Annotated in this window: 12 protein-coding genes; all 12 read left to right on the top strand. The window is 35.9% G+C overall.

Translation table 11 applies throughout. The features are described from left to right. The first annotated feature begins 29 nt into the window (after positions 1-29). The 12 genes from ACGK9U_RS04135 (at position 30) to ACGK9U_RS04080 (ending at position 23,857) form a co-directional block, all read left to right on the top strand. Positions 30-1,736, top strand: coding sequence for a polysaccharide lyase (locus ACGK9U_RS04135; protein ID WP_394465093.1), 1,707 nt, complete (start codon positions 30-32; stop codon positions 1,734-1,736). Positions 1,737-1,756: 20 nt separating this feature from the next. Beyond that, complete coding sequence (locus ACGK9U_RS04130; RefSeq protein WP_394465092.1) at positions 1,757-4,945, top strand: DUF6298 domain-containing protein; 3,189 nt, start codon at positions 1,757-1,759, stop codon at positions 4,943-4,945. A 95-nt stretch (positions 4,946-5,040) separates the two neighbouring features. Then, the gene (locus tag ACGK9U_RS04125) at positions 5,041-6,459 is read left to right on the top strand and encodes a glycoside hydrolase family 140 protein (protein WP_394465091.1); all 1,419 of its coding nucleotides are present in this window, start codon (positions 5,041-5,043) and stop codon (positions 6,457-6,459) included. 12 nt (positions 6,460-6,471) lie between these two features. After that, the gene (locus tag ACGK9U_RS04120) at positions 6,472-8,049 is read left to right on the top strand and encodes a glycoside hydrolase family 28 protein (protein WP_394465090.1); all 1,578 of its coding nucleotides are present in this window, start codon (positions 6,472-6,474) and stop codon (positions 8,047-8,049) included. A gap of 20 nt (positions 8,050-8,069) precedes the next feature. Next, the gene (locus ACGK9U_RS04115) at positions 8,070-8,990 is read left to right on the top strand and encodes a glycoside hydrolase family 43 protein (protein WP_394465089.1); all 921 of its coding nucleotides are present in this window, start codon (positions 8,070-8,072) and stop codon (positions 8,988-8,990) included. Then, entirely contained in the window at positions 8,990-10,852 is a 1,863-nt protein-coding gene (locus ACGK9U_RS04110) for an exo-alpha-sialidase (RefSeq protein ID WP_394465088.1), read from the top strand. The genes ACGK9U_RS04115 and ACGK9U_RS04110 overlap by 1 nt, the downstream gene beginning before the upstream one ends. A gap of 1 nt (position 10,853) precedes the next feature. Then, positions 10,854-13,646 (top strand): glycoside hydrolase family 78 protein, encoded by a 2,793-nt coding sequence (locus ACGK9U_RS04105; protein ID WP_394465087.1) that lies wholly within the window; start codon positions 10,854-10,856, stop codon positions 13,644-13,646. Between the two features lies 1 nt (position 13,647). Further along, on the top strand, positions 13,648-15,072 hold the full coding sequence (locus ACGK9U_RS04100; protein ID WP_394465086.1) for an acetylxylan esterase: 1,425 nt from the start codon (positions 13,648-13,650) through the stop codon (positions 15,070-15,072). Continuing rightward, on the top strand, positions 15,056-17,524 hold the full coding sequence (locus ACGK9U_RS04095) for a glycosyl hydrolase family 95 catalytic domain-containing protein (protein ID WP_394465085.1): 2,469 nt from the start codon (positions 15,056-15,058) through the stop codon (positions 17,522-17,524). The genes ACGK9U_RS04100 and ACGK9U_RS04095 overlap by 17 nt, the downstream gene beginning before the upstream one ends. 9 nt (positions 17,525-17,533) lie before the next feature. Continuing rightward, positions 17,534-19,090, top strand: a complete 1,557-nt coding sequence (locus ACGK9U_RS04090) for a glycosyl hydrolase family 65 protein (RefSeq protein WP_394465084.1) — start codon at positions 17,534-17,536, stop codon at positions 19,088-19,090. Positions 19,091-19,151: 61 nt separating this feature from the next. Next, positions 19,152-21,893, top strand: a complete 2,742-nt coding sequence (locus ACGK9U_RS04085; protein ID WP_394465083.1) for a glycoside hydrolase family 78 protein — start codon at positions 19,152-19,154, stop codon at positions 21,891-21,893. Positions 21,894-21,928: 35 nt separating this feature from the next. After that, the gene (locus tag ACGK9U_RS04080) at positions 21,929-23,857 is read left to right on the top strand and encodes an exo-alpha-sialidase (RefSeq protein WP_394465082.1); all 1,929 of its coding nucleotides are present in this window, start codon (positions 21,929-21,931) and stop codon (positions 23,855-23,857) included. Positions 23,858-23,870 lie beyond the last annotated feature (13 nt).

Below are 23,870 nucleotides of genomic sequence, written 5' to 3'. Positions count from 1 at the left end.
TTAATTTTCCTGAAAATTATCTATTTAAAATGAAAACTTCTAAATTCAGCCTTATTAAAAAATTATTTGTATCAGTAGTACTTTCTACACTAGTACATCCCGTATTTGCACAATACCCAGATATTCCTGAGGCACTTCAATCTAAAACAGATGTAATTTTAGCTCAAGAGGAAGCAAGATTACAAGAAATTTGGAAACGTAATTATCACATAATTGAAGAAGAGTCAAAGCAAGGGCGTCCTTACATTCCTTGGGCAGCGTACCCGGGAGATCTTATTAAGGCAAGTATTCCTGCATTTCCTGGAGCCGAAGGTGGCGGTGCATTTACACCTGGAGGACGTGGTGGTAAAGTTTTTGTCGTTACCAGTCTAGAAGATAGCGGCAAAGGTACTTTGCGTGAAGCTTGCGAAGCTGTTGGAGCAAGAACCATTGTATTCAATGTAGCAGGAATTATTCAATTAAAAGCACCAATAAGCGTTCGTGCACCTTATATTACCATAGCTGGTCAAACAGCTCCTGGTGATGGTATTTGTGTTGCGGGAGAATCGTTGTTATTGGATACCCATGATATCATCATTCGTCATATGCGTTTTCGTAGAGGCGCAACCGATGTTACCAGAAGAGATGATGCTTTAGGCGGTAACGTTATTGGCAATGTGATTATTGACCATTGCTCTGTAAGTTGGGGGTTGGATGAAAATATTTCGTTGTACAGACACCAATTTCAAGCGAATGAAAAATCGAAATTGGAAAAATTACCAGCAGTGAATGTTACCATTCAAAACACCATTTCTTCAGAAGGTTTAGATACATACAATCATGCTTTTGGCAGTACTATTGGCGGTTTAAACAGTACGTTTATTCGTAATTTATGGGCTAACAATATTTCTAGAAATCCGTCTATAGGTATGTACGGTAGTTTCAATTTTGTAAACAATGTATTGTTTAATTGGTGGAATCGCTCGTTAGATGGTGGTGATTACCGTTCTATGTTTAACATCATTAACAATTATTTCAAACCAGGACCGATTACACCAGAAGATGAACCGATACGTTATAGAATTTTAAAACCAGAATCAGGTTACATGGAACCTAAAACGTTTGGTAGAGCATACGTTTCCGGAAATTATGTAGATGGCGTACCAAGTGTAACAGCCAATAACTGGAATGGCGGTGTACAAATTGAGAACCGTTCGTTTGAAGAAGCTAAAGAATATTTAGAGTTTATTAAACAGGACAAACCATTTGAAATGCCACATCTTACCATTATGAAGGCAGAAGAGGCTTACGATTTTGTTTTAAATAATGTTGGAGCTACTTTACCAAGAAGAGATGCGGTTGATGTACGTGTGATTAACTATGTTAAAACAGGTAAAATTGACTATAAAGACGGATTAGAAAACACCATTGGTAAAGAATTTATAAAAAGACGTTTACCTGCCGATTCATACAAAAAAGGCATTATAACCCACCCTGACCAAGTTGGAGGCTATCCAGAATACAAAGGAAAACCTTATAAAGATTCTGATAATGACGGTATCTCTGATGCTTGGGAGAAAAAATATGGTTTAAACCCAAATGATGCTTCCGATGCCAATAAAGATTCAAACGGCGATGGTTATACCAATATAGAAAAATACATGAATGGTATCGATCCAACTAAAAAAGTAGATTGGACAAAACCAGAAAATAATACCGATACGTTGGCAAAATTGCCTAACGGGTTATTACAGTAATTATTAAGACTTGCTTGAAGATGAATTTGTTCTCCCTCAAAAATATTGTTTTTCATCAAAAAGATAAATTTGTTTTATCAAGTATCATCTTGTTTTTTATAGTAAATAGCGGATTTTCCCAAAGCAAATTCCCAGATATAATAAAGAATAAACAAGGTAAAGTAGTTAGTGTTCCCGATAGTTTAGGAAACAAAATCCCAGACTTTTCATATGCTGGTTATATGGCATCTGAAAAAAATATTCCTAATGTAGAGGCTAAAATTTTTGTATCTAGTCAAATAGAAGATGCTACTCAAAAAATACAAGCAGCCATTGATTATGTGAGCAATTTAAAACCAAACGCTTCTGGTTTTAGGGGAACGGTGCTTTTAGATAAGGGGATTTTCAAAATAAATGGCACGTTATATATAAAAAAATCTGGAGTAGTTTTAAGAGGAAGTGGAAATGCTGAAAATGAAACCATCCTTTTAGGAACGGGCATCACACGAGAAGCTGTTGTTAGAGTTTTAGGTGTTGATGATAAAAAGTACAAAGATACTTTAGATTTTGACACATCATTTACGCCATTAGGAACTCTAAAAATTCAATTAAAAAATACTTCTAGATTAAAAGTTTCTGATGAAATAATCATTCAAAAACCTTTAACCGAAAATTGGATTGATGAATTACAGATGAAAGATTTTGGAGGTGAAACTGGTTGGATTGGTTGGAAAACCAGAGATTGGGATATGACGTGGAATCGTGTTGTTAAAAGCATCAATGGTAATGAAGTAATATTAAATGCGCCTCTAACCATGGTTTTAGATGATACTTACGGAAAAGTCAAAGTAATAACATACACGTGGGCCGGTAGAATTGAAAATATAGGCGTTGAAAACTTAACAATCAAGTCCACATTCGATGAATCGAACTTAAAGGACGAAGAACACCGTTGGTTTGGTATTTCCATGGAACATGTAAAAAACGCTTGGGTACGTCAAGTTAACTTTAAGCATTTTGCTGGTGGTGCGGTGTCGTTATTAAAATCATCACAACAAATTACGGTTGAAGATTGTATTGCTACTGAACCAATTTCAGAAATAGCAGCGTTTAGAAGGCATACATTTTATACTGAAGGGCAACAAACCTTATTTCAACGTTGTTACTCAGAACGTGGATATCACGATTTTGCAGTAGGTGGTTTTGGTACTACTGGCCCTAATGCGTTTGTACAATGTGAATCGTATTTACCATATAGTAATAGTGGGGCAATAGGGTCTTGGGCAACTGGCGTGTTGTTTGATGTGGCATATGTTGATGGTCAGGCACTAAGTTATAATAACCGTGAACAAGCGGGTAGAGGTGCGGGTTGGACGGCGGCTAACAGTGTTATTTGGGAAACTTCAGCATCAAAAATTGATAATTACAGTCCACCCACTGCTCAAAACTGGGCATTTGGTGTATGGGGAGGTATTATGATTGGTACTGGACATTGGAAAGATGTAAACAATCATATTGCACCAAGAAGTTTATTTTATGCTCAGTTAGAAAATAGATTGGAAAAACTTCCTATGAATCCGTACGTGTTTGATATGGGGTCGGAACCCTCAACAAGTCCAACACTTGAACAAGCGGAACAACTTACAAAAGAAGCTTTGAACCCTATCATAAGTTTACCAGAATGGATTCAGAAAGTATCAAAATTAAATACCATTCCGGTTGATGCTTCAAAGCTAAAATCGGTTGAAGATTTAAAGTTGAATTCGTTTCGCGAAACGAGTGCTGAGCGCAGTCAAAGTAGCAAAAAGGTCAATACTTCAAAAGTTGAAATAAAGAACGGTAAACTAACTTTTAAAGGAGAACTTATAACAGGAAATCAAGCCAATGTGATGTGGTGGCGCGGTAGTTTAAGAGATCATGATGTTGAAAATGCCACACCGCATGTTACCAGATTTGTTCCTGGTAGAATTGGTAAAGGTTTTACAGATGATTTAGATGAAGTTGTAGCATCATTCAAAAAGGACAATGTAATTGCTTTAGAACATAATTACGGACTTTGGTACGAGCGCCGAATGGACGACCATGAACGTACCCGTAGAATCGATGCCGATGTTTGGCCTCCTTTTTACGAACAACCTTTTGCCAGAACAGGTGAAGGTTTGGCATGGGATCATTTAAGTAAATACGATTTAACAAAATACAATGCTTGGTACTGGAATCGTTTGGATGGATTTGCTGATTTGGCCGAAGCTAACGGACAGTTGTTAATCAACCAGCAATACTTTCAACATAATATTATTGAAGCGGGTGCGCATTGGTCGAGTTCGCCATGGCGTTCGGCAAATAATGTGAACGATACAGGTTTTCCTGAACCTGTTCCCTATGCAGGTGATAAGCGTATTTTTATGGCAGAACAGTTTTATGATATTTCAAATGAAACAAGGCGAAAATTACATCAAGGATTTATTAGAAAATCTTTGGATAATTTTAAGGATAACAGTAATGTCATTCAATTAACAAGTGCCGAATATACTGGTCCACTTCATTTTATGCAATTTTGGATAGATGAAGTTCAAAAATATAAAGATGAAACTTCGGGAGGTGGTATCATAGGCTTAAGTGCCACTAAAGATGTACAAGATGCTGTTTTAAATGATGCTAAACGAAACAAAACAGTCGATTTAATTGATATTCGTTATTGGCATTACAGAGAAGATGGAAGTGCCTACGCACCCGAAGGTGGTAAAAATTTAGCGCCACGCCAACATGCCCGAAAAATGAATGTTGGTAAAGAAACCGACGAACAAGTTTATAGAGCTGTTCGTGAGTATCGTAATGAGTTTCCAGATAAAGTGGTGTTGTATTCTACCAATGGGTCTCCAAGGTTTGGTTGGCCCGTATTAATGGCAGGTGGTTCGTTGCCCAATATTCCAAATGTAATGGTATCTGGATTTTATGAGTCATTATCAAAAATGAGCGTTGATTCAAAAGAAGATTACCAAAGTAAATCTTGGTCATTACAAGACGAAGGTGAATCTTATCTGTTCTATTTAAAAGATATAAAAAAGGCAGAGGTAGATTTATCTAATTTTAAAGGTAATTACGAAGTGTTTTGGATCGATTCATCAAGTGGAGCTGTTGTTTCAAAAACAATAATCAAAGGGAAATTGAAACACATTTTATCTGCACCATCAGACCATGCGAAAGTAGTATTTATTAAAAAGAAATAAATTTTATGTCACCCCCAATGTGCATAATAGGTACTTATATATAACCAATACCATTTAAAAAACTAAAAAAGATAACCGAATTAAATTATCAATTAATGAATAACAAAAGAAAACTCTTCAGAATTTTAACTTTAGCCGGATTCGTTGCTATAATGATTTCTTGTAAAGAAGTTAAAAAAGACCAAGTTGAAGCCGAAATAGTAGGCATGTCAAAATTAGAAGTATCTGACAATAAACATTATTTTCAAACAGAAGATGGTAAGCCATTTTTTTGGTTAGGGGATACTGGCTGGTTAACATTCAAAAAATTAAATAGAGACGAGATTAAAAAATACTTTGCCGATAGAAAGGAAAAGGGCTATAATGTGATTCAAATAATGACCATGCATTCTGAAGAAATGGCGAATGTTTATGGTGATTCGGCAGTGGTGAATAAAGATTTGTCAAAACCTTTAGTGACAGAGGGCAATAATTTTGAAAATCCAGAGGAATACGATTTTTGGGATCATGTAGATTATGCTTTAGATGTTGCCGAAGAAAACAATTTGTATTTAGGTATGGTGCCAATTTGGGGCACATCGGTTAAAGGCGGTAAAGTAAATTTAGAGCAAGCTAAAGCGTATGCAACTTTTTTAGGTGATAGATTTAAGGATAGAAAAAATATTATTTGGTTGAATGGAGGTGATACTCCAGGTGAAGAAAATACCGAAATATGGAATGCTATAGGAAGCATCTTAAAAAGTAAAAATCCTGATTGCTTGGTAACCTTTCACCCTTTTGGACGTACCGATTCGTCTGATAATTATCATAATGCAAGTTGGTTAGATTTTAATATGTTTCAATCAGGCCATAGACGTTACGACCAAGAAACGGAAGGTAAAATGTATGCGCAGGATAACTATAAGTATGTACAGGTCGATTTCAATTTAAAACCGACCAAGCCTACTTTAGATGGAGAGCCTTCGTATGAAGGTATTCCGCAAGGTTTACACGATACGTTGCAACCTTTATGGAACGATAACGATTTGCGCCGTTATGCCTATTGGTCGGTTTTTGCTGGTGGTGCTGGTTTCACTTATGGGAACAACCATATTATGCAAATGCACGAAAATCATACAAAACCCGAAGCTTATGGAAGTAAAAAATATTGGGTAGATGCCTTGAACGACCCTGGTGCGGGACAAATGAAATATATCAAAGATTTAATCTTACAATACCCGTATTTTGAACGTGTTCCAGATAATAGTTTAATTGCTAATCAAGGTGAGAAATACGATTATTTAGCAGCAACCAGAGGCGAAAATTATGCTTTTATCTATACATACAACGGACGAATCATTTTTGTAAATATGGGTAAAATTAAAGGAACGGAAGTTGATGCTTCTTGGTACAATCCTAAAAATGGTGAAACCACCAAAATAGGAACATTTAAAAATGAAGGTATTCGTGATTTCGATCCTCTAGGTGATCAAGTAGATGGCAACGATTGGGTGTTAATTTTAACCTCTAAATAACAACGAGATATTATGAAAAAGATAAGCTTACTATTATGTTTAACGATTTTCACATCGTTTGTTTCTATAAGTTCAGCAGCAAATGGTTGGTTGAATATTTTAAATGAAGGAGGAAATAATAAAGGGATATTATGTACCGATGCTATACAAGGAGCTATAGATAAGGCCGAAAAAAATGGTGGTGGCACTATTTATTTTCCTGCGGGAGAATATCTGACAGGTGCTATTAAATTAAAAAATAACATTACCATTCATATCGAATCTGGAGCCATTTTAAGGTTTTCAACCAATTTTGATCATTATTTGCCTTTCGTGCAATTGCGTTGGGAAGGTACGGTCATGCAAAGTTTTTCACCTTTGATTTTTGCTAAGGATGTAGAAAACGTGACCATAACTGGGAGAGGAACTATTGATGGACAAGGTGAAGCATGGTGGAAGGAAATTTGGCGTATAGAATCTGCTAAAGAAAAATTGGAACTTACCAAATATCAAAAAATGACGCAGGAAGCTAATGCCGATTTAAAAACAGAACCTTATTACGAGCGTACTAGAAGTTATTTGTTTCATCGTCCACCATTATTTCAAGCCTTCAACTGTAAAAATGTAAGAATTGAAGGTGTTACCATTCAAAATTCACCGTTTTGGACCATTAATCCTGCATTTTGCGATAATGTAACTATTGATGGTGTTACTATTTTTAATCCATACTCACCAAATACCGATGGTATCAATCCAACATCTTGTAAAAATGTACATATTTCAAATTGCCATATTAGTGTGGGCGACGATTGTATTACAATAAAATCAGGACGTGATGCCGATGGTAGAAAATGGGCAACACCTACCGAGAATGTTACCATAACAAACTGTACCATGTTAAGTGGTCATGGTGGCGTGGTAATAGGTAGTGAAATGTCTGGAGGGATAAAAAAAGTAACGATTGCAAACTGTGTGTTTGATGGTACCGATAGAGGTATTCGTTTAAAAGCGGCTCGTGGTAGAGGCGGTGTTGTTGAAGACATTCGAGTATCCAATATCGTTATGAATAACATTAAGCAAGAAGCTTTTATGTTTAACTTATTTTACGATAAGAATACCGTTGAAGAACCTGTAACCGAGCGCACGCCAATTTTTAGAAACATCCATATAAGTAATGTTACGGCAACCAATGTTAATACTGCGTGTCGTGTTATTGGTATCCCAGAAATGCCAATCCATAACCTGTCATTTTCAAATATCAATATCGAATCAAAAGAAGGGTTTTCTATAGATACAGCCTATGATATTGAGTTTCATAATGTGAAAGTGAATACAGAACTTGGAGCAGCATTTAAAATTCAGAACTCTAAAAATTTGATTTTAGACAATGTTTCAACGGCATCTCCTTTAAAAGACACACCAGTTATTAAATTAATGAATGTGTCTAATATGATGATTAATGGCAATTTTCCCATGCAACCAACCGATGTGTTTTTAGAAGCAGATGGTTCAGAAACCAAAGCTATTTACTTAAAAAACAATGTTTTTGAAAATGTAAAAAAAGTGTTGGTGATGGGAAAAGATTTGAAAACAGAAATCAAATTAAATTAGAATAAAATAGCGTTAAACCGATGAGAAGATTACTATTACTGATATTATTACCAATACTTTTTAGTTGTGCACCAAAAAAGGACGCTTACATTTTTACATCTTTTAGAGAGCCAGCAACAGAAGGTTTATATTTAGCTTACAGTAATGATGGGTATCATTGGGAGGATTTAAAAGGCCCTTATTTAAAGCCTGAAGCGGGCGCTAGTAAAATTATGCGTGACCCTTCCATTGTAAAGGGAAAAGATGATACGTATCACATGGTTTGGACTACAGATTGGAAGGGTGGTAATGGTTTTGGGTATGCCAGTTCTAAAGATTTAATAAACTGGAGTGAACAACAATATATTCCAGTAATGGAGCACGAACCCGAAGTAATAAATGTTTGGGCTCCTGAAATTTTTTATGATGACGTTGAAGACCGTTACATTATTATTTGGGCATCAACCATTCCATTTCGTTTTGAAAAAGGCATTGAAGATGAATATAATAATCATCGAATGTATTACGTCACTACAAAAGATTTTAAAACATTTTCAGACACCAAATTATTCTTAGACCCAGGTTTTAGTGTGATAGATTGCGTGATTGTGAAGCGAGGAAAAAACGATTATGTATTAGTAATAAAAGACAATACACGTCCCATGCGAAATCTAAAAGTTGGCTTCGGAACATCACCTTTAGGGCCTTTTGAAAATATATCTGAACCTTATACAGGGTTTAAATCGGAAGGACCAACAGTATTAAAAATAGATGGTAAATGGCTGATTTACTATGATAATTATGGTGACATGAATTATAAAGCAGTCCGAACGTCAGACTTTAAAGCCTTTGAAGATGTAACTGCTGAAATAAAACTTCCAGAAGGACATAAGCATGGCACAATTAGTACCATTTCTAATAAAGTTTTACAGGGTTTAATAGAAAAAAGTAAAGAAAAATAATGATTGAATTTAAAAAGATAAACCAGTATTTAGTTTCAGGAGTTTTTGTTTTGGCGGTTTGTATTTCTGCAAAAGCACAACAAGACACCATAAAATATGTTGGTAAAACACTATCAAATATCGATTACCATCATGGGCAGTTAAGTCCGGCGGTTGGTGTACATGCAACTCAAATTATGAGAGCAAGTAGAGAGCATCCCGAAAAATCGGATGGTTTTGGGTGGACATACAACCACGCACCTAATATAGCTTATTGGAACGATACCTTTTTTGTACAATATTTAAGCGATCCTGTTGGCGAACACATTCCTCCTAGTCAATCATTTTTACAAACCTCAAAAGATGGTGAAAATTGGAGCTTTCCTGAAGTTGTTTTTCCCATGTATAACATTCCAGATGGTTACGTGAAAGAAGGTGTCGATGCAGTAGCAAAAAACTTAAAAGCGGTGATGCACCAACGTATGGGCTTTTTTACATCTTCAGATAACCGGTTTTTTACTTTGGCTTATTACGGGATTGTTATGAAACCACACGACGATCCCAACGATGGTAAAGGTATTGGTCGGGTTATTCGTGAAATTTATAAAGACGGTAGTTTTGGACCTATTTATTTTATTCGTCATAATAAAACATGGGACACCTCCAAATCAGCATATCCATTTTACACAAAAAGTAAAGATAAAGGCTTTAAAAAAGCTTGCGAAGAATTATTGGCAACACCATTGATGATGCAACAATGGGTTGAAGAAGCCGATAGAGACGATCCATTAATTCCGCTTAAAAAAGAATATAAAGCATTTAGTTACTACCACATACCAGATGGACGCGTGGTTGGTTTATGGAAACATGCCTTAACCTCTATGAGTGCCGATAATGGTAAAACATGGCAATACGATGCGCTTAGAGCACCTGGTTTTGTAAATAGTAATGCCAAAATTTGGGGACAAAAAACATCGGATGGTCGTTATGCAACGGTTTATAATCCATCGGAATTCCGTTGGCCATTAGCCATTTCAACCAGTGATGACGGCTTAAATTACACCGATTTATTATTGGTTCATGGTGAAATATCTCGATTGCGTTATGGTGGTGCTTATAAATCGCACGGACCGCAATACGTTCGGGGTATTGTGGAAGGAAACGGTACGCCTCCAGATGGAAAAATATGGTTAACTTATAGCATGAATAAGGAAGATATGTGGGTAGCTTCGGTACCAGTTCCAGTAACAAGTACGGTTGATAAAGATGCTAACGATGTTTTTAGTAAGCTTCCAAATGGAGATGAATTAAAATTTTGGAATACATACGATTTATCATGGGGTTCAGCAAAAATTGAAAAAAAGGATAATGAAAAATGGTTAACCTTACGCGACCAAGATCCTTTTGATTATCCACGTGTGGAACGTGTTATTCCGTTTGCCGAAAAGATGGAAGCAACTTTTATCGTAAAACCAGAGCAAAACAATCATGGTATGCTGGAGGTGGAATTGCAAAATAATCAAGGCATGCCAGCTATTCGATTTATTTTTGATACGGATGGTAATTTGAAACACAAAGCAGGCTACCGTTTAAGAAATATTACATCTTATGAAGCGGGAAAAGAATATATAATCAAAGTGTCTTTAGAAGCATCATCACGCTCTTACACCGTTTCAGTTAATAATAGTGAGCCAACACGTGGTATCTTTTTTCAACCCGTAGAAGGTATTTCGCGTATTATGTTCCGCACAGGTGAGCAACGTCATTATCCAAATCCGGACACCCCTGTTGATACACCAGATTATGATGATGTGCCTTATACAGGCGTTAGCATTCCAGAAGCTGTATTTAATATTAAATCATTAGTGACTAAAAAACAATAGTTTGAAATTTTTAAGAAACATATCATTTTTCGTTTTTCTATCCATTGGATTCAGTTCTAATGGACAAACCATAGTTACGCAATTGACTTGTGATTTAGCTGAAAACCCATTGGCAGTAGTTAATAAACAACCAAGGTTAGGTTGGCAATTGGTGTCTGAAAAATCAAATGTTTCTCAAAAAGCATATCAAATTTTGGTTGCTTCTTCTGAAGAAAAACTGCAAGACAATAAAGCTGATGTTTGGAATAGTGGTAAAGTAATGTCAAACCAAAGTCAGTTTATTACTTATGCAGGCTCAATTTTAAAAAACGAAACCAAATATTTTTGGAAAGTAAAAATTTGGAATCAGGATAACCAAGAATCAAGTTTTAGTAAATCGGCATTTTTCAGAATAACACCTGTGTCATCAAACTTAAATCCCATATGGATTGGTGCCATTACAAAGGCCAACAGCCATTTGCCAGAAGGCAGAAATTACCATACGGCAACGTTCAAAAGAGCAAAAAAGGATTCCATCATCAATGCATCCCATCCGTTGTCACGTCAAAGTATCATGCTTCGTAAACCGTTTTCAATTTCAAAAGAGATTAAAGAAGCGGTGGTTTATGTGTCTGGTTTAGGGCATTATGAATTAACTATTAATGGAAAGAAGATAGGCAACAGTGAATTTGCACCTTTATGGACGGATTATGATAAATCGGTGAATTTCAACACCTATGAATTAACTTCGGAAGATTTACAACAAGGAAAAAATACCATTGGAGTCCTTTTAGGTAATGGCATGTACAATACTTTGCAGGAGCGTTATACCAAATTTTTTATAAGTTTTGGTCCGCCTACCTTGTTTTTTAATATGAAAATTATTTATACTGATGGTTCAGAAGAGGTTGTGAGTTCTGATGGCAGTTGGAAATACCAAGAAAGCCCCATTACATATAATGGTATGTTTGGCGGTGAAGATTACGATGCCAATTTAGAACAGTTGGGTTGGAATACACCAATATTTAACGATGCCCATTGGAAACCTGTTATAATTCAAGAAGCTCCAAAAGGCGCATTGAAAGCGCAAACAGCACCGCCTGTAAGCATTCAAAAGCAATACTCAGTAAAAGAAGTTAATGAGATCAAGCCAAACACCTATGTATTTAATATGGGGCAGAACCTATCGGGGTTTCCCACCATAAAAGTAAAAGGTAAAAAAGGACAAACAGTTCAAATATGGGTGGGTGAAGGTTTGCAAGATGATGGTACCATCAGTCAAGGGCGTTCTGGAAAACCATACTATTTTCAATACACTTTAAAAGGTGAAGGTGTTGAAACATGGCAGCCAAAATTCAGTTATTATGGCTATCAATACATTCAAATTGAAAACATAAATTATCTTCAAATAACCAATGAAGATTTACCAACACTATTAGATATCAAATCTAATTTTATTTATAATTCGGCAGGTGAGGCAGGTAGTTTTGAATGCTCCAACGAAATTTTTAACAAAGCGCACGAGCTTATCAATAATGCCATTAAAAGTAATTTTCAAGCAGTGTTGACGGATTGTCCGCATCGTGAAAAATTGGGTTGGTTGGAAGAAGCACACCTTAATGGTCCTGGATTGATTTTCAATTATAATTTGCAAACCTACATTCCCAGTATCATGGAAAATATTGCAGATGCGCAACGCGAAAATGGTATGATTCCAACCATCGCGCCAGAATATGTGGTGTTTGGTGGCGATTTTACCGATTCTCCGGAATGGGGCGTTACAGGTGTTATTCTGCCTTGGATGTATTACGAATATTATGGCGATGATAGTTTGATAAAAGATTATTATCAAGTAATGAAAAGGTATATTGATTACTTAACTTCTAAATCTGAAGATTATATCCTTGATTACGGATTGGGCGATTGGTACGATTATGGCGAGCATGCTGCTGGTTATTCAAAAAATAGTCCTATTGCCCTTTCTGCCACCAGTCATTATTACTACGCAGCATATTTATTTGCCAAAGCAGCAAAGCATCTAAATAAAACGGAAGATATTTCTAAGTACGAAACTTTAGCATCTCATATTAAAGATGCATACAATAAGGAGTTTTTCAACAAAGAAACGAAACAATACGGTACAGAAAGCCAATTTAGTAATGCAGTGTCGCTTTTTATGGATATTGTAGAACCGCAATATAAAGAAGCGGTTATGGCTAATTTATTGGCTGACATAAAGAACAGAGGTTACCGATTAACAACGGGCGATGTAGGGAATCGTTACTTATTTCAAGCGTTGGCTAGAAATTATAAAAACGAAACCATGTATAAAATGAACAACCATTATGATACACCGGGTTACGGATTTCAAATTAAATTTGGGTTAACCACATTAACGGAACAATGGGATCCAAGAAAAGGAAATTCATGGAACCATTTTATGATGGGACAAATTGAAGAATGGTTTTACAGAAGTTTGGCAGGCATCGTTCCCGATGAAGCACATCCAGGGTTTAAACACTTCTTCATTCAACCAGAGATTGTGGGCGATATGACCTTTGTAAAAGCAAGTTATAAATCGGTTTACGGAACAATAGTTTCAGAATGGCAGAAGAAAGATAACAAAACTATTTTCAAAATTGAAGTGCCTGTGAATACAACAGCAACAGTGATTTTGCCTGTCAATGCAGAATCTCAAATCACAATTAACGGAAAATCATTAAATCAATTTAAACGAAAAATTGAGGTTGATAAAAAAGCAAATAAACCAACTTTTATAATAGGTTCGGGAGTTTACAGTATAGAAAGTAACTAAAATGAAATTAAAATCAATAAACATAGTAGTTTTTTCAATAGTCGTATTGTTGTTTTCAACAATGCAGGCACAAACTTCTGATACTAATTTCAGAACGCCTATTGCAGAAACAATTCATAAAATTGAAATTATTTTCCATGTAAAAATTGAAGATAATAAAGGTTTGTTGAAAGATAAAGTATTGGATTATGCCGATTGGAAAATCGAACCCGATAATTTAGAAGTGTCTTTAGCTAATGTTTTAGCACCTTTCAATTTAACAACGTTTAAAGAAGCAGATGGTACTTATGAAATCAGGGAATTTCAACACCATAGAGTATCCATTCCCAAAAGCGTAGAACGTTTAGCTTTTTTGTCAAGTTTTTATAGTGATAAACAAACTTGGGAAACCAGAAAAGCCGAATTGAAACAGTGCATGATAACAGCTTTCGGAATTGATAAAGCACCAAAAATGCCTGATTTCAAACCTATTTTAACCAAAAAACGAAAGTATAAAGGGTATAGTGTTGAAAATATAGGGTTGGAAATTCTTCCGGGAGTTTATACAACGGGTTCTATTTACAAACCATACCCATTGAATAAAAAAGCGCCTATTATTATAACACCTAACGGACATTTTGGTGATGGTCGGTATAGAAAAGACGAACAATTACGCTGTGCTATGTTGGCTAAAATGGGAGCCATTGTCATAAATTTTGATTTGTTTGCTTGGGGTGAATCGCAATTGCAGTTTCCAGAAACGATGCATCGTAACAGCATCGCTTCAACCATACAACTATTAAGCGGTATGCGTTTGCTGGATTATGTGTCAACTCTAAAACATGCCGATGCCTCTCGTGTGGGCGTTACAGGTGGTTCTGGTGGTGGTTCGCATACAATGTTTTTGGCAGCTTTAGATGATAGAGTAACAGTGTCTGTTCCCGTGGTTATGGTGTCAGCAAATCATTCTGGTGGTTGTCCTTGCGAAAGTGGTCGTGGTATTCATCTCTGCGGAAATGGGACAAACAATGTTGAAGTAGCAACCATGGCAGTACCAAAACCACAACTTATTATTTCTGATGGGAAAGATTGGACTAGCAACGTTCCTGAATTAGAATTTCCATTTATACAACGAACCTATGGTTTTTATGGTAAAAAGGATCTAGTTGAAAATGCTCATTTTGCAGAAGAAGGACATGATTATGGTATGTCTAAACGTATGGTTATGTATCCTTTTATGGCGAAGCATTTAGGGTTGAATTTAGAAAAAGCTAAAAATAAAGAGGGTGAAATTGACGAATCCGATTGTGTTATTGAACCCTACGAGAACTTATATGTTTTTGGAAATAAAGTTGAAAACGTGCCACAAAACGCGATGAAAAATATAGATGAATTGTATGAATTATTTGGAGAAAAAAACAATAAAGAGTATGATGTTAAAAAATAGAAATATTAAAATTCTTTGTTGCCTAATCTTTCTTTTTGGGGTAAATAATTTGTTTGCTCAAGCGGGAACCGAATTAAAACTTTGGTACGATGAACCAGCCGAAATTTGGAACGAAGCCTTGCCTTTAGGAAACGGACGTTTAGGTGCTATGGTTTTTGGCGATCCAGCGGTGGAACGTTTGCAGTTAAACGAAGAAACCATTTGGGCAGGTTCTCCTAATAGCATTGCACACGATAAAGCATTAAAGGCATTGCCTAAAGTGCGTCAGCTTATTTTTGATGGAAAATATAAGGAAGCACAAGATTTGGCAACCTCAGATATCCGTTCGCAAACCAATAATGGAATGCCATATCAAACCTTTGGAAGTGTATATTTATCATTTCCGGGGCATCAAAATTATACAAATTATTATCGCGATTTAGATATTGAAAATGCAACCGCTAAAGTTCAGTATGCTGTGAATGGCGTTACATTTACAAGAGAAATACTTACGGCGTTTTCAGACCAAGTGATAGTGGTAAAATTAACGGCTAGTCAACCGGGACAAATCACTGGAAATGTGTTTATGAATAGTCCGTTTGATAAAACACTAACCAAAACCGAAGGAAATCAAGTATCCCTTTCAGGTGAAACAAGTACGGTAGAAGGTCAAAGAGGACGTGTTAAGTTTCAAGGTAGAATGGCGGCTAGAAATATAGGAGGTGATGTTTCCGTTAAAAATGGAATCATTAGTATTAATAAGGCTGATGAGGTAACCCTTTACATTTCAATAGCTACCAATTTTAAAAATTATAAAGAACTTACTGAAGACGAAGTTGCTAAAAGCAAAGCGTATTTAGATAACGCTTTAATCAAAGATTTTGAGGCCATTAAATCAGCACATGTTGCCTATTATCAAAAATTCTTCAACCGTGTATCATTCGATTTGGGAATTACCGAAGCAGCTAAAGAAACTACCGACGCGCGCATTCGAAAATTCGATAGTCAATTCGATCCGCAGTTGGCATCTTTATATTTTCAATTCGGACGTTATTTATTAATTTCCTGTTCACAACCGGGTGGGCAACCTGCAAATCTTCAAGGTATTTGGAACGATATGTTGTTTCCGCCTTGGGAAAGCAAGTACACCATGAATATTAATGCGGAAATGAATTATTGGCCTGCGGAATTGACTAACCTGTCCGAAATGCACGAACCGTTTATTCAAATGGTAAAAGAAGTTGCTGAAACTGGCAAAGAAACAGCTAAAATTATGTACAATGCCGATGGTTGGGTATTACATCATAATACCGATATCTGGCGTATTACAGGGCCAATAGATAATGCGGCATCGGGTATGTGGCCAACAGGTGGCGCGTGGGTATGTCAAGATTTATGGGAGCGTTATTTATATACGGGTGATGAAAATTATCTAAAAGAAATTTATCCCATAATGAAAGGAGCGGCAACGTTCTTTTTAGACTTTATGATTAAAGATCCTAATTCGGGATATTTAGTGGTAGTGCCTTCAAATTCTCCTGAAAACACACATGCTGGTGAAGATGGTACATCAACTATTACCGCAGGAACAACCATGGATAATCAATTGATTTTCGATTTGTTTACCAACATTATTAGAGCAACACATATTCTTTCAGAAGATAAAAATTTTACCGAAAAATTAAAAGATGCTTTAGCTAAAATGCCGCCAATGCAAATTGGAAAGCATGGGCAATTGCAAGAATGGTTGATCGATTGGGACGACCCTGAAGACAAGCACCGTCATGTATCACACTTGTACGGATTGTTTCCTAGTAATCAAATTTCACCTTTTAAAACTCCTGAATTATTTGAAGCAGCAAAAACCTCATTAAATTTTAGAGGTGATGAATCTACTGGGTGGTCTATGGGTTGGAAAGTAAATTTATGGGCACGTTTGTTAGATGGCAATCATGCATATAAATTATTGCAAGACCAATTGCATTTAGTAACTGTCGACCAACGAAAAGGTGGTGGAACCTATCCAAATATGCTAGATGCCCATCAACCATTTCAAATAGATGGTAATTTTGGTTGTACAGCAGGTATTGCAGAAATGCTCATGCAAAGTCACGAAGGCGCTATTCATTTATTGCCTGCTTTACCAAATGTTTGGAAAGATGGTGAAATAAAAGGTTTGAAGTCTAGAGGAGGTTATGAAATTGATTTGATTTGGAAAAACAACAGTGTTTTAGAATTAAAAATTCAACCAAAAATTAGTGGTAATTGTAGATTACGGAGTGAAACACCATTAAAGGGGAATGGACTTAAAAAAGCAAAAGGCAAAAACCCAAATCCGTTGTTTTATGATGTGGAAGTTAAGCAACCAATTATTTCTGAAAAAGCAGAAATTAAGAAAGTGAAGCTTCCTAAGTATTACGAGTATGATGTGGAAATGAAAGCAGGAGAATCCTATATCTTTTACGCTAAATAAACTATTAAAATGAATTCAAAAATCAATCATATCAAACTATTATTAGTCTTTTTTACAGTTGTATTTAGTAGTTGTAAATCGACTTTGGTAGCTCAAAAACCATATGTTTTAGAAGTTGATAACTACAAACATTATGTAGATTATTTCAACACCATGGAAGATGAAAACATAGCCAAAGCTATTCCAAATGATAGTGCTTGGTCTTGGATGAAAACGAATATTCCATTGTTTGAATGTCCGCAACAAAACTTTGAAGAAATGTATTATTTCCGTTGGTGGAGTTTGCGTAAGCACATCACCAATACACCACAAGGTTACGCCATTACCGAGTTTTTGGTAGACCGTTCGTACGCCGATAAATACAATTTAATTGCATGTGCTTTAGGGCATCACATTTATGAGTTTAGATGGGTGCACAATCCAGAATTCATCGAACAAAATGTAAAGTTATGGTTTAGAGGGAATGACGGAGGTAGAATGAAAAAGCTCATGAATTTTAGTAGCTGGACTGCCGATGCGCTTTACAACCGCTATTTGGTAAATAAAGATGATAAGTTTCTATTGGATATGTACCCCGATTTAGTTTCAGAATATGCACAATGGGAAATTGATAGAGGTAGAACTGATGGATTGTTTTGGCAAATTGACGTGAAAGATGGCATGGAAGAATCCCTAAGTGGCGGGCGCCATGTACAAAATGTACGTCCAACCATCAACAGTTATATGTTCGGAAATGCTGAAGCTTTATCTAAAATAGCAGCCATAAAAGGAGATAAAAAGAATGAAGTCTATTTTACTAATAAAGCTGAAAAACTTCAGAATTTAGTTGAAACTCGTTTGTGGAATCCCAAAGATGAATTTTTTGAAACGATGACCGAGAAAGATACCTCTTCCAATGTAAGGGAAGCCATTGGTTTTATTCCTTGGTATTTCAATCTTCCAGAAAAGAACAAAGGATTTGAAAAAGCTTGGGCACAAGTAAAAGACGAACAAGGTTTTTCTGCACCTTTTGGTTTAACAACCGCCGAACGTAGAAGTCCACGTTTTAGAAGTCATGGTACAGGAACTTGCGAATGGGATGGTGCGGTTTGGCCTTTTGCAACGTCTCAAACACTAACAGCTATGGCAAATGTGTTGAATAACTACAGTCAAGATGTAGTTTCAGAAGATGATTATTTCAAACAAATGAATTTATATGTAGAGTCGCAATATTATCGTGGGCGACCATACATTGGTGAATATCTAGATGAAACTACGGGCTATTGGTTAATGGGCGATCGAGAGCGTAGTCGCTATTACAATCATTCAACATTTAATGATTTAATGATTACAGGCTTGGTAGGTTTACGTCCAAGAGCTGATGAGAAAATAGAAGTCAATCCGTTAATTCCTCAAGATAAATGGGATTGGTTTTGTTTAGATAATGTGTTGTACCATGGTGCTATTATTACCATTTTATGGGACAAAACAGGTGAAAAATATAACAAGGGAAAAGGGTTTAAGATTTTTAGAAATGGACAAGAAATTGCTTCATCTGAAAAACTAGAAAAACTTGTTTCTGAATAAAATTTACAAATCAAATAAAAAATCCTGCAAGGTTTTGAAAACCTTGTAGGTATAAAATCTAATGAAAAGACTTCAATATATAGTTATACTTCTTTTTTCATTTTCTGTAATGGCTCAAAATGATATAAAGTTGCATAATCTTCAATGTGAAATGCTTACAAATCCATTAGGGATTGATGTGTTGCAGCCACGATTGAGTTGGCAAATTATCACTGACGTATCAGAAGTTGAGCAAAAAACATATCAAATTCTGGTAGCTTCTTCAGCTGAAAAATTAAAAAATAATAATGCCGATTTATGGGATTCTGGCAAAGTATCGAGCAATGCTTCAATGAATATAACCTATTCAGGAAAAAAATTGGATAGTAAAGATGAAGCCTATTGGAAAGTTAAAGTCTGGACAAATAAAGGAGAAACCCAATGGAGTGAAACCGCACATTGGAGTATGGGTATTTTAACCTATGCCGATTGGAAATCAACCCGATGGATAGGTTATAATCAGTTGTTTCCGGGTGATAGTGTTAGCCAGTTTTCAAAATTATCAGCACGTTATATTCGCAAGCAAATCGATGTTAAAAAGCAGGTAAAAAATGCCAAAGTTTACATTATGGGTATGGGTTTGTATGAGCTTTATATTAATGGTGAAAAAATAGGGAATCATGTGTTGGCACCTGTTCCAACCGATTACACAAAAAACGTAAAGTATAATGTATTTGATGTAACATCTCAATTAAAAAAAGGTGAAAACGTATTAGGAACCATTTTAGGAAACGGACGTTTTTTTGCGATGCGTCAAGAATACAAACCTTATAAAATTAAAAGTTTTGGGTTTCCAAAAATGGCATTGCAGTTGGATATTGAATACGAAAATGGCACTACTGAAACCATAAAAACCGATGAAACTTGGAAGTTTACACCAAACGGTCCAATAAGAAGTAACAACGAATATGATGGCGAAGTTTATGATGCCAGAAATGAAATACACAATTGGAATACCAATAATTTTGACGATAGTAATTGGCTAAATTTAACGTGGGTTGAAGAACCAGGTGGTTTTCCAGAGGCACAAATGACACCCAATATGAAAGTGATGGATGAGGTAACCCCCATTTCCATAACAGCAACCAAAACGGGTAGCTATATTTTAGATATGGGTCAGAATATGGTGGGTTGGCTGCAACTAAAAGTGAAGGGAAATAGAGGCGATACAATCACGATGAAATTTGCCGAATCTTTAAAAGAAGATGGGTCGCTTTATATAGCGAATTTACGTGATGCCCGAGTAACTGACCAATACATTTTAAAAGGTGAAGGCGAAGAAATTTGGGAACCAAAATTTGTATATCATGGGTTTCGATTTGTAGAAATTTCAGGATTTAAATATAAACCTTCGTTAGGTAATTTCTTAGGAAAAGTGGTGTATGACGATATAGAAACTATAGGAACGTTTGAATGTTCTAATCCAACAATGAACCAAATTTTCAAGAATGCTTTTTGGGGTATTCGAGGGAATTATAAAGGCATGCCGATTGATTGTCCGCAACGTAATGAACGTCAACCATGGTTGGGTGATAGAACGACGGGAGCTTATGGTGAGAGTTTTTTGTTCGATAATCAAACACTTTACGCAAAATGGCTTGACGATATTAAATTTTCGCAAACTTTAGATGGAGGTATTCCAGATGTTGCTCCTGCATTTTGGCGTTATTATGGCGATGGCGTTACTTGGCAAGGTGCTTATATTAAAGTGGCCGATATGTTGTACAACCAATTTGCTGATGAAAATGTGATTAAAAACCATTATCCCTACATGAAAAAATGGATGGATTATATGGAAGCCAATTATTTGAAGAACGATTTAATGACTAAAGACAAATACGGCGATTGGTGTGTACCACCAGAGTCGTTGGAAATTATCCGTTCGCAAGATCCTACACGTTTAACCAATGGTGAGGTTTTGTCGAGTGCCTTTTATTATCACTTACTTCAAATTATGAAAAAGTTTGCACATATTATTAATGCAACTGAAGTTGATATAGCACATTATGATGATTTATCAGAACGCTTAAAAATGGCATTCAATAAAAAATATTTGAACAAAAATAATACCTATGCCAATAATACTGTTACAGCTAATGTATTGCCTTTAGCATTTGGTATGGTGCCAGAAGAATTAAAGGCGAAAGTGTTTGATAACATGGTGCATGAAGTTGAAGTCACTAAGCAAGGTCATGTAAGTACGGGTGTTGTTGGGATACAATTTTTAATGAGAACCTTAACAGAAAATGGAAGGGGTGATTTGGCATACAAACTAGCGTCAAATAAAACCTATCCAAGTTGGGGTTATATGGTTGAAAATGGGGCCACCACCATTTGGGAATTATGGAACGGTAATACAGCCGACCCAGAAATGAATTCCCAAAACCACGTGATGCTATTGGGCGATTTATTGGTTTGGTATTACGAAAATATGGCGGGGATTAAAAGTAATCCAGAAATGCCAGGTTTTAAACAAATCATTATGAAACCAGATTTTAATGCCGGTTTAAGCTATGTGAATGCTTCGTATGAATCTATTCATGGTACTATTAAAAGTCATTGGAAGAAGACAAAAAACAAATTGATTTGGGATATTACCATTCCTGCAAACACGAGTGCGTTGGTGTATTTGCCAACCACCAATGTTTCAAAAGTAAAAATCAATAAAAAACAATTAGATAAGAATTCTGAAAATTATAAAACGGAAGAAGATAGACTTGTTTTAGAGTTGAAATCAGGAACTTATTCAATTAATATAAACTAAAATAATTCAGAATTAAACTAATAAATCAGATGAACATGAAACTAATTCAAACTTTATTAATTATAACAGGTGTAGTGTTTTTTGGAAGCTGTAAACAAACAGCAGAAGTTAAAAAAATAACTTTAGAAGAAAAAACATGGAAAGAAGGCATTTTAATAGAAGAGTTTGTTAATGAAGATGCGCCATACCCGTCATGTCATGCTGCAACTATTGTAGAAACCACCAATGGCGATTTGGTAGCATCTTGGTTTGGCGGTACTCATGAAAGACATCCTGATGTTGGTATTTGGGTAAGTAAACGCAAAAATGGAACATGGACAGAAGGCGTTGAGGTCGCAAATGGTGTGCAAAATGATACGTTGAGGTACCCAACTTGGAATCCTGTATTGTACCAAATTCCAGACGGAGATTTAATGTTGTTTTATAAAATTGGTCCAAGTCCATCAACTTGGTGGGGCATGTTAATGCGCTCTTCAGACGGTGGAGACACCTGGTCTTCTCCAGAAAAAATGCCTGATGGATTTTTAGGGCCTATAAAAAACAAACCTGTTTTATTAGAAAACGGAAATCTTTTATTGCCATCTAGTACCGAAGAAAACGGCTGGAATTTACGTATGGAATCGACTCCAGATTTTGGTAAAACTTGGGTTATGGGAGATACGCTTCCAAAAGGTAAGAATGCTATTAACGCCATCCAGCCAAGTGTTTTGTTCCATGAAAACGGAAAACTTCAACAAATAGGGAGAACCAGAAACAGGCATTTATTCAGCACATGGTCTGAAGATAATGGAAAAACTTGGTCTGATTTAGAATTATTGAATATGCCTAATAACAGTTCTGGTACCGATGCTGTTACCATGAAAAATGGACAGCATGTGTTAATTTATAATCACGTTTGGCCAGATGAAGGTACAACTAAAGGTTACAGAAGTCCTTTAAATATTGCAGTTTCCAATGACGGTGTTAACTGGGACGCTTCTTTGGTTTTAGAAGATTCAAAAATCAGTCAATATTCATATCCAGCAATCATCCAAGGAAAAGATGGCATGTTGCATTGTATTTATACATGGCGCAGACAAAAAATTAAATATGTGAAAATAGATCCATTAAAGTTGGTGTCTTTCCCAATTAAAGATGGTGTTTGGCCAGGACCAACTAAAGAAAGATACAAAGTGGCTGTTTGCGATTGGATGATCTTAAAACGCCAAAAATTAGGGTCGTTTGAACTCGCCAAAGAAATTGATGCTGATGGTATTGAAATGGATATGGGTGGTTTAGGAGATCGAGAAACGTTTGATAGTAAGTTTGTAAATGGAGATACTGCCAGCGTGAGGGTTTTTAAAGATAAAATGATTGAAACGGGTGTTGGTATAAGTTCCATTGCGATGTCTGGGTTTTATGCGCAGTCGTTTGCAAAACGCGAAACCTATAAAAAAATGGTTTCGGATTGTATTGAAGTGATGAAAACATTCAATGTAGAAGTGGCTTATTTGCCATTAGGTACCCAAGGTGATTTGGTTAAAAATCCAGAATTAAGACCAGCAATTGTGGAACGATTACATTGGGCAGGTAAAGAAGTAGAAAAGATTAATGGTATTATAGCTATTGAAACATCATTGTCAGCTTCCGAAGAGAAGAAATTGTTAGAAGAAATAGATAACAGAAACATTAAAATTTCATTCAACTTTGCGAACGCGATAAAGAACGGACGTGATATTTCCAAAGAATTAAAAACTTTAGGAAGAGATAATATTGGTCAAATCCATGCTTCAAACACCGATGGCGTTTGGATTGAAAATGATAAAGCCATCGATTTACCGGCTATTAAAAAGACCTTAGATGAAATGCATTGGAAAGGTTGGCTTATTGTAGAACGCTCTAGGGATACCGCACAAGTGCATAATGTGAAAGCAAATTATACGGCTAATGCCGCTTACCTTAAAAAGGTGTTTCAAAATAAATAATATATAGAATAAC

Source organism: Mariniflexile sp. HNIBRBA6329 (assembly GCF_043558645.1).
Lineage (GTDB): Bacteria > Bacteroidota > Bacteroidia > Flavobacteriales > Flavobacteriaceae > Mariniflexile.
The sequence above is the reverse complement of the archived record's forward strand: the minus strand, read 5'-3'. Positions and strand labels throughout refer to the sequence as shown.

Excerpts from the sequence above, each read along its gene's own strand:
- ACGK9U_RS04120 (WP_394465090.1), top strand. The coding sequence starts at position 6,472 with ATGAAAAAGATAAGCTTACTATTATGTTTAACGATTTTCACATCGTTT.
- ACGK9U_RS04135 (WP_394465093.1), top strand. The coding sequence starts at position 30 with ATGAAAACTTCTAAATTCAGCCTTATTAAAAAATTATTTGTATCAGTA.
- ACGK9U_RS04085 (WP_394465083.1), top strand. The coding sequence starts at position 19,152 with ATGAAAAGACTTCAATATATAGTTATACTTCTTTTTTCATTTTCTGTA.
- ACGK9U_RS04110 (WP_394465088.1), top strand. The coding sequence starts at position 8,990 with ATGATTGAATTTAAAAAGATAAACCAGTATTTAGTTTCAGGAGTTTTT.
- ACGK9U_RS04125 (WP_394465091.1), top strand. The coding sequence starts at position 5,041 with ATGAATAACAAAAGAAAACTCTTCAGAATTTTAACTTTAGCCGGATTC.
- ACGK9U_RS04100 (WP_394465086.1), top strand. The coding sequence starts at position 13,648 with ATGAAATTAAAATCAATAAACATAGTAGTTTTTTCAATAGTCGTATTG.
- ACGK9U_RS04115 (WP_394465089.1), top strand. The coding sequence starts at position 8,070 with ATGAGAAGATTACTATTACTGATATTATTACCAATACTTTTTAGTTGT.
- ACGK9U_RS04090 (WP_394465084.1), top strand. The coding sequence starts at position 17,534 with ATGAATTCAAAAATCAATCATATCAAACTATTATTAGTCTTTTTTACA.
- ACGK9U_RS04080 (WP_394465082.1), top strand. The coding sequence starts at position 21,929 with ATGAAACTAATTCAAACTTTATTAATTATAACAGGTGTAGTGTTTTTT.
- ACGK9U_RS04095 (WP_394465085.1), top strand. The coding sequence starts at position 15,056 with ATGATGTTAAAAAATAGAAATATTAAAATTCTTTGTTGCCTAATCTTT.
- ACGK9U_RS04130 (WP_394465092.1), top strand. The coding sequence starts at position 1,757 with ATGAATTTGTTCTCCCTCAAAAATATTGTTTTTCATCAAAAAGATAAA.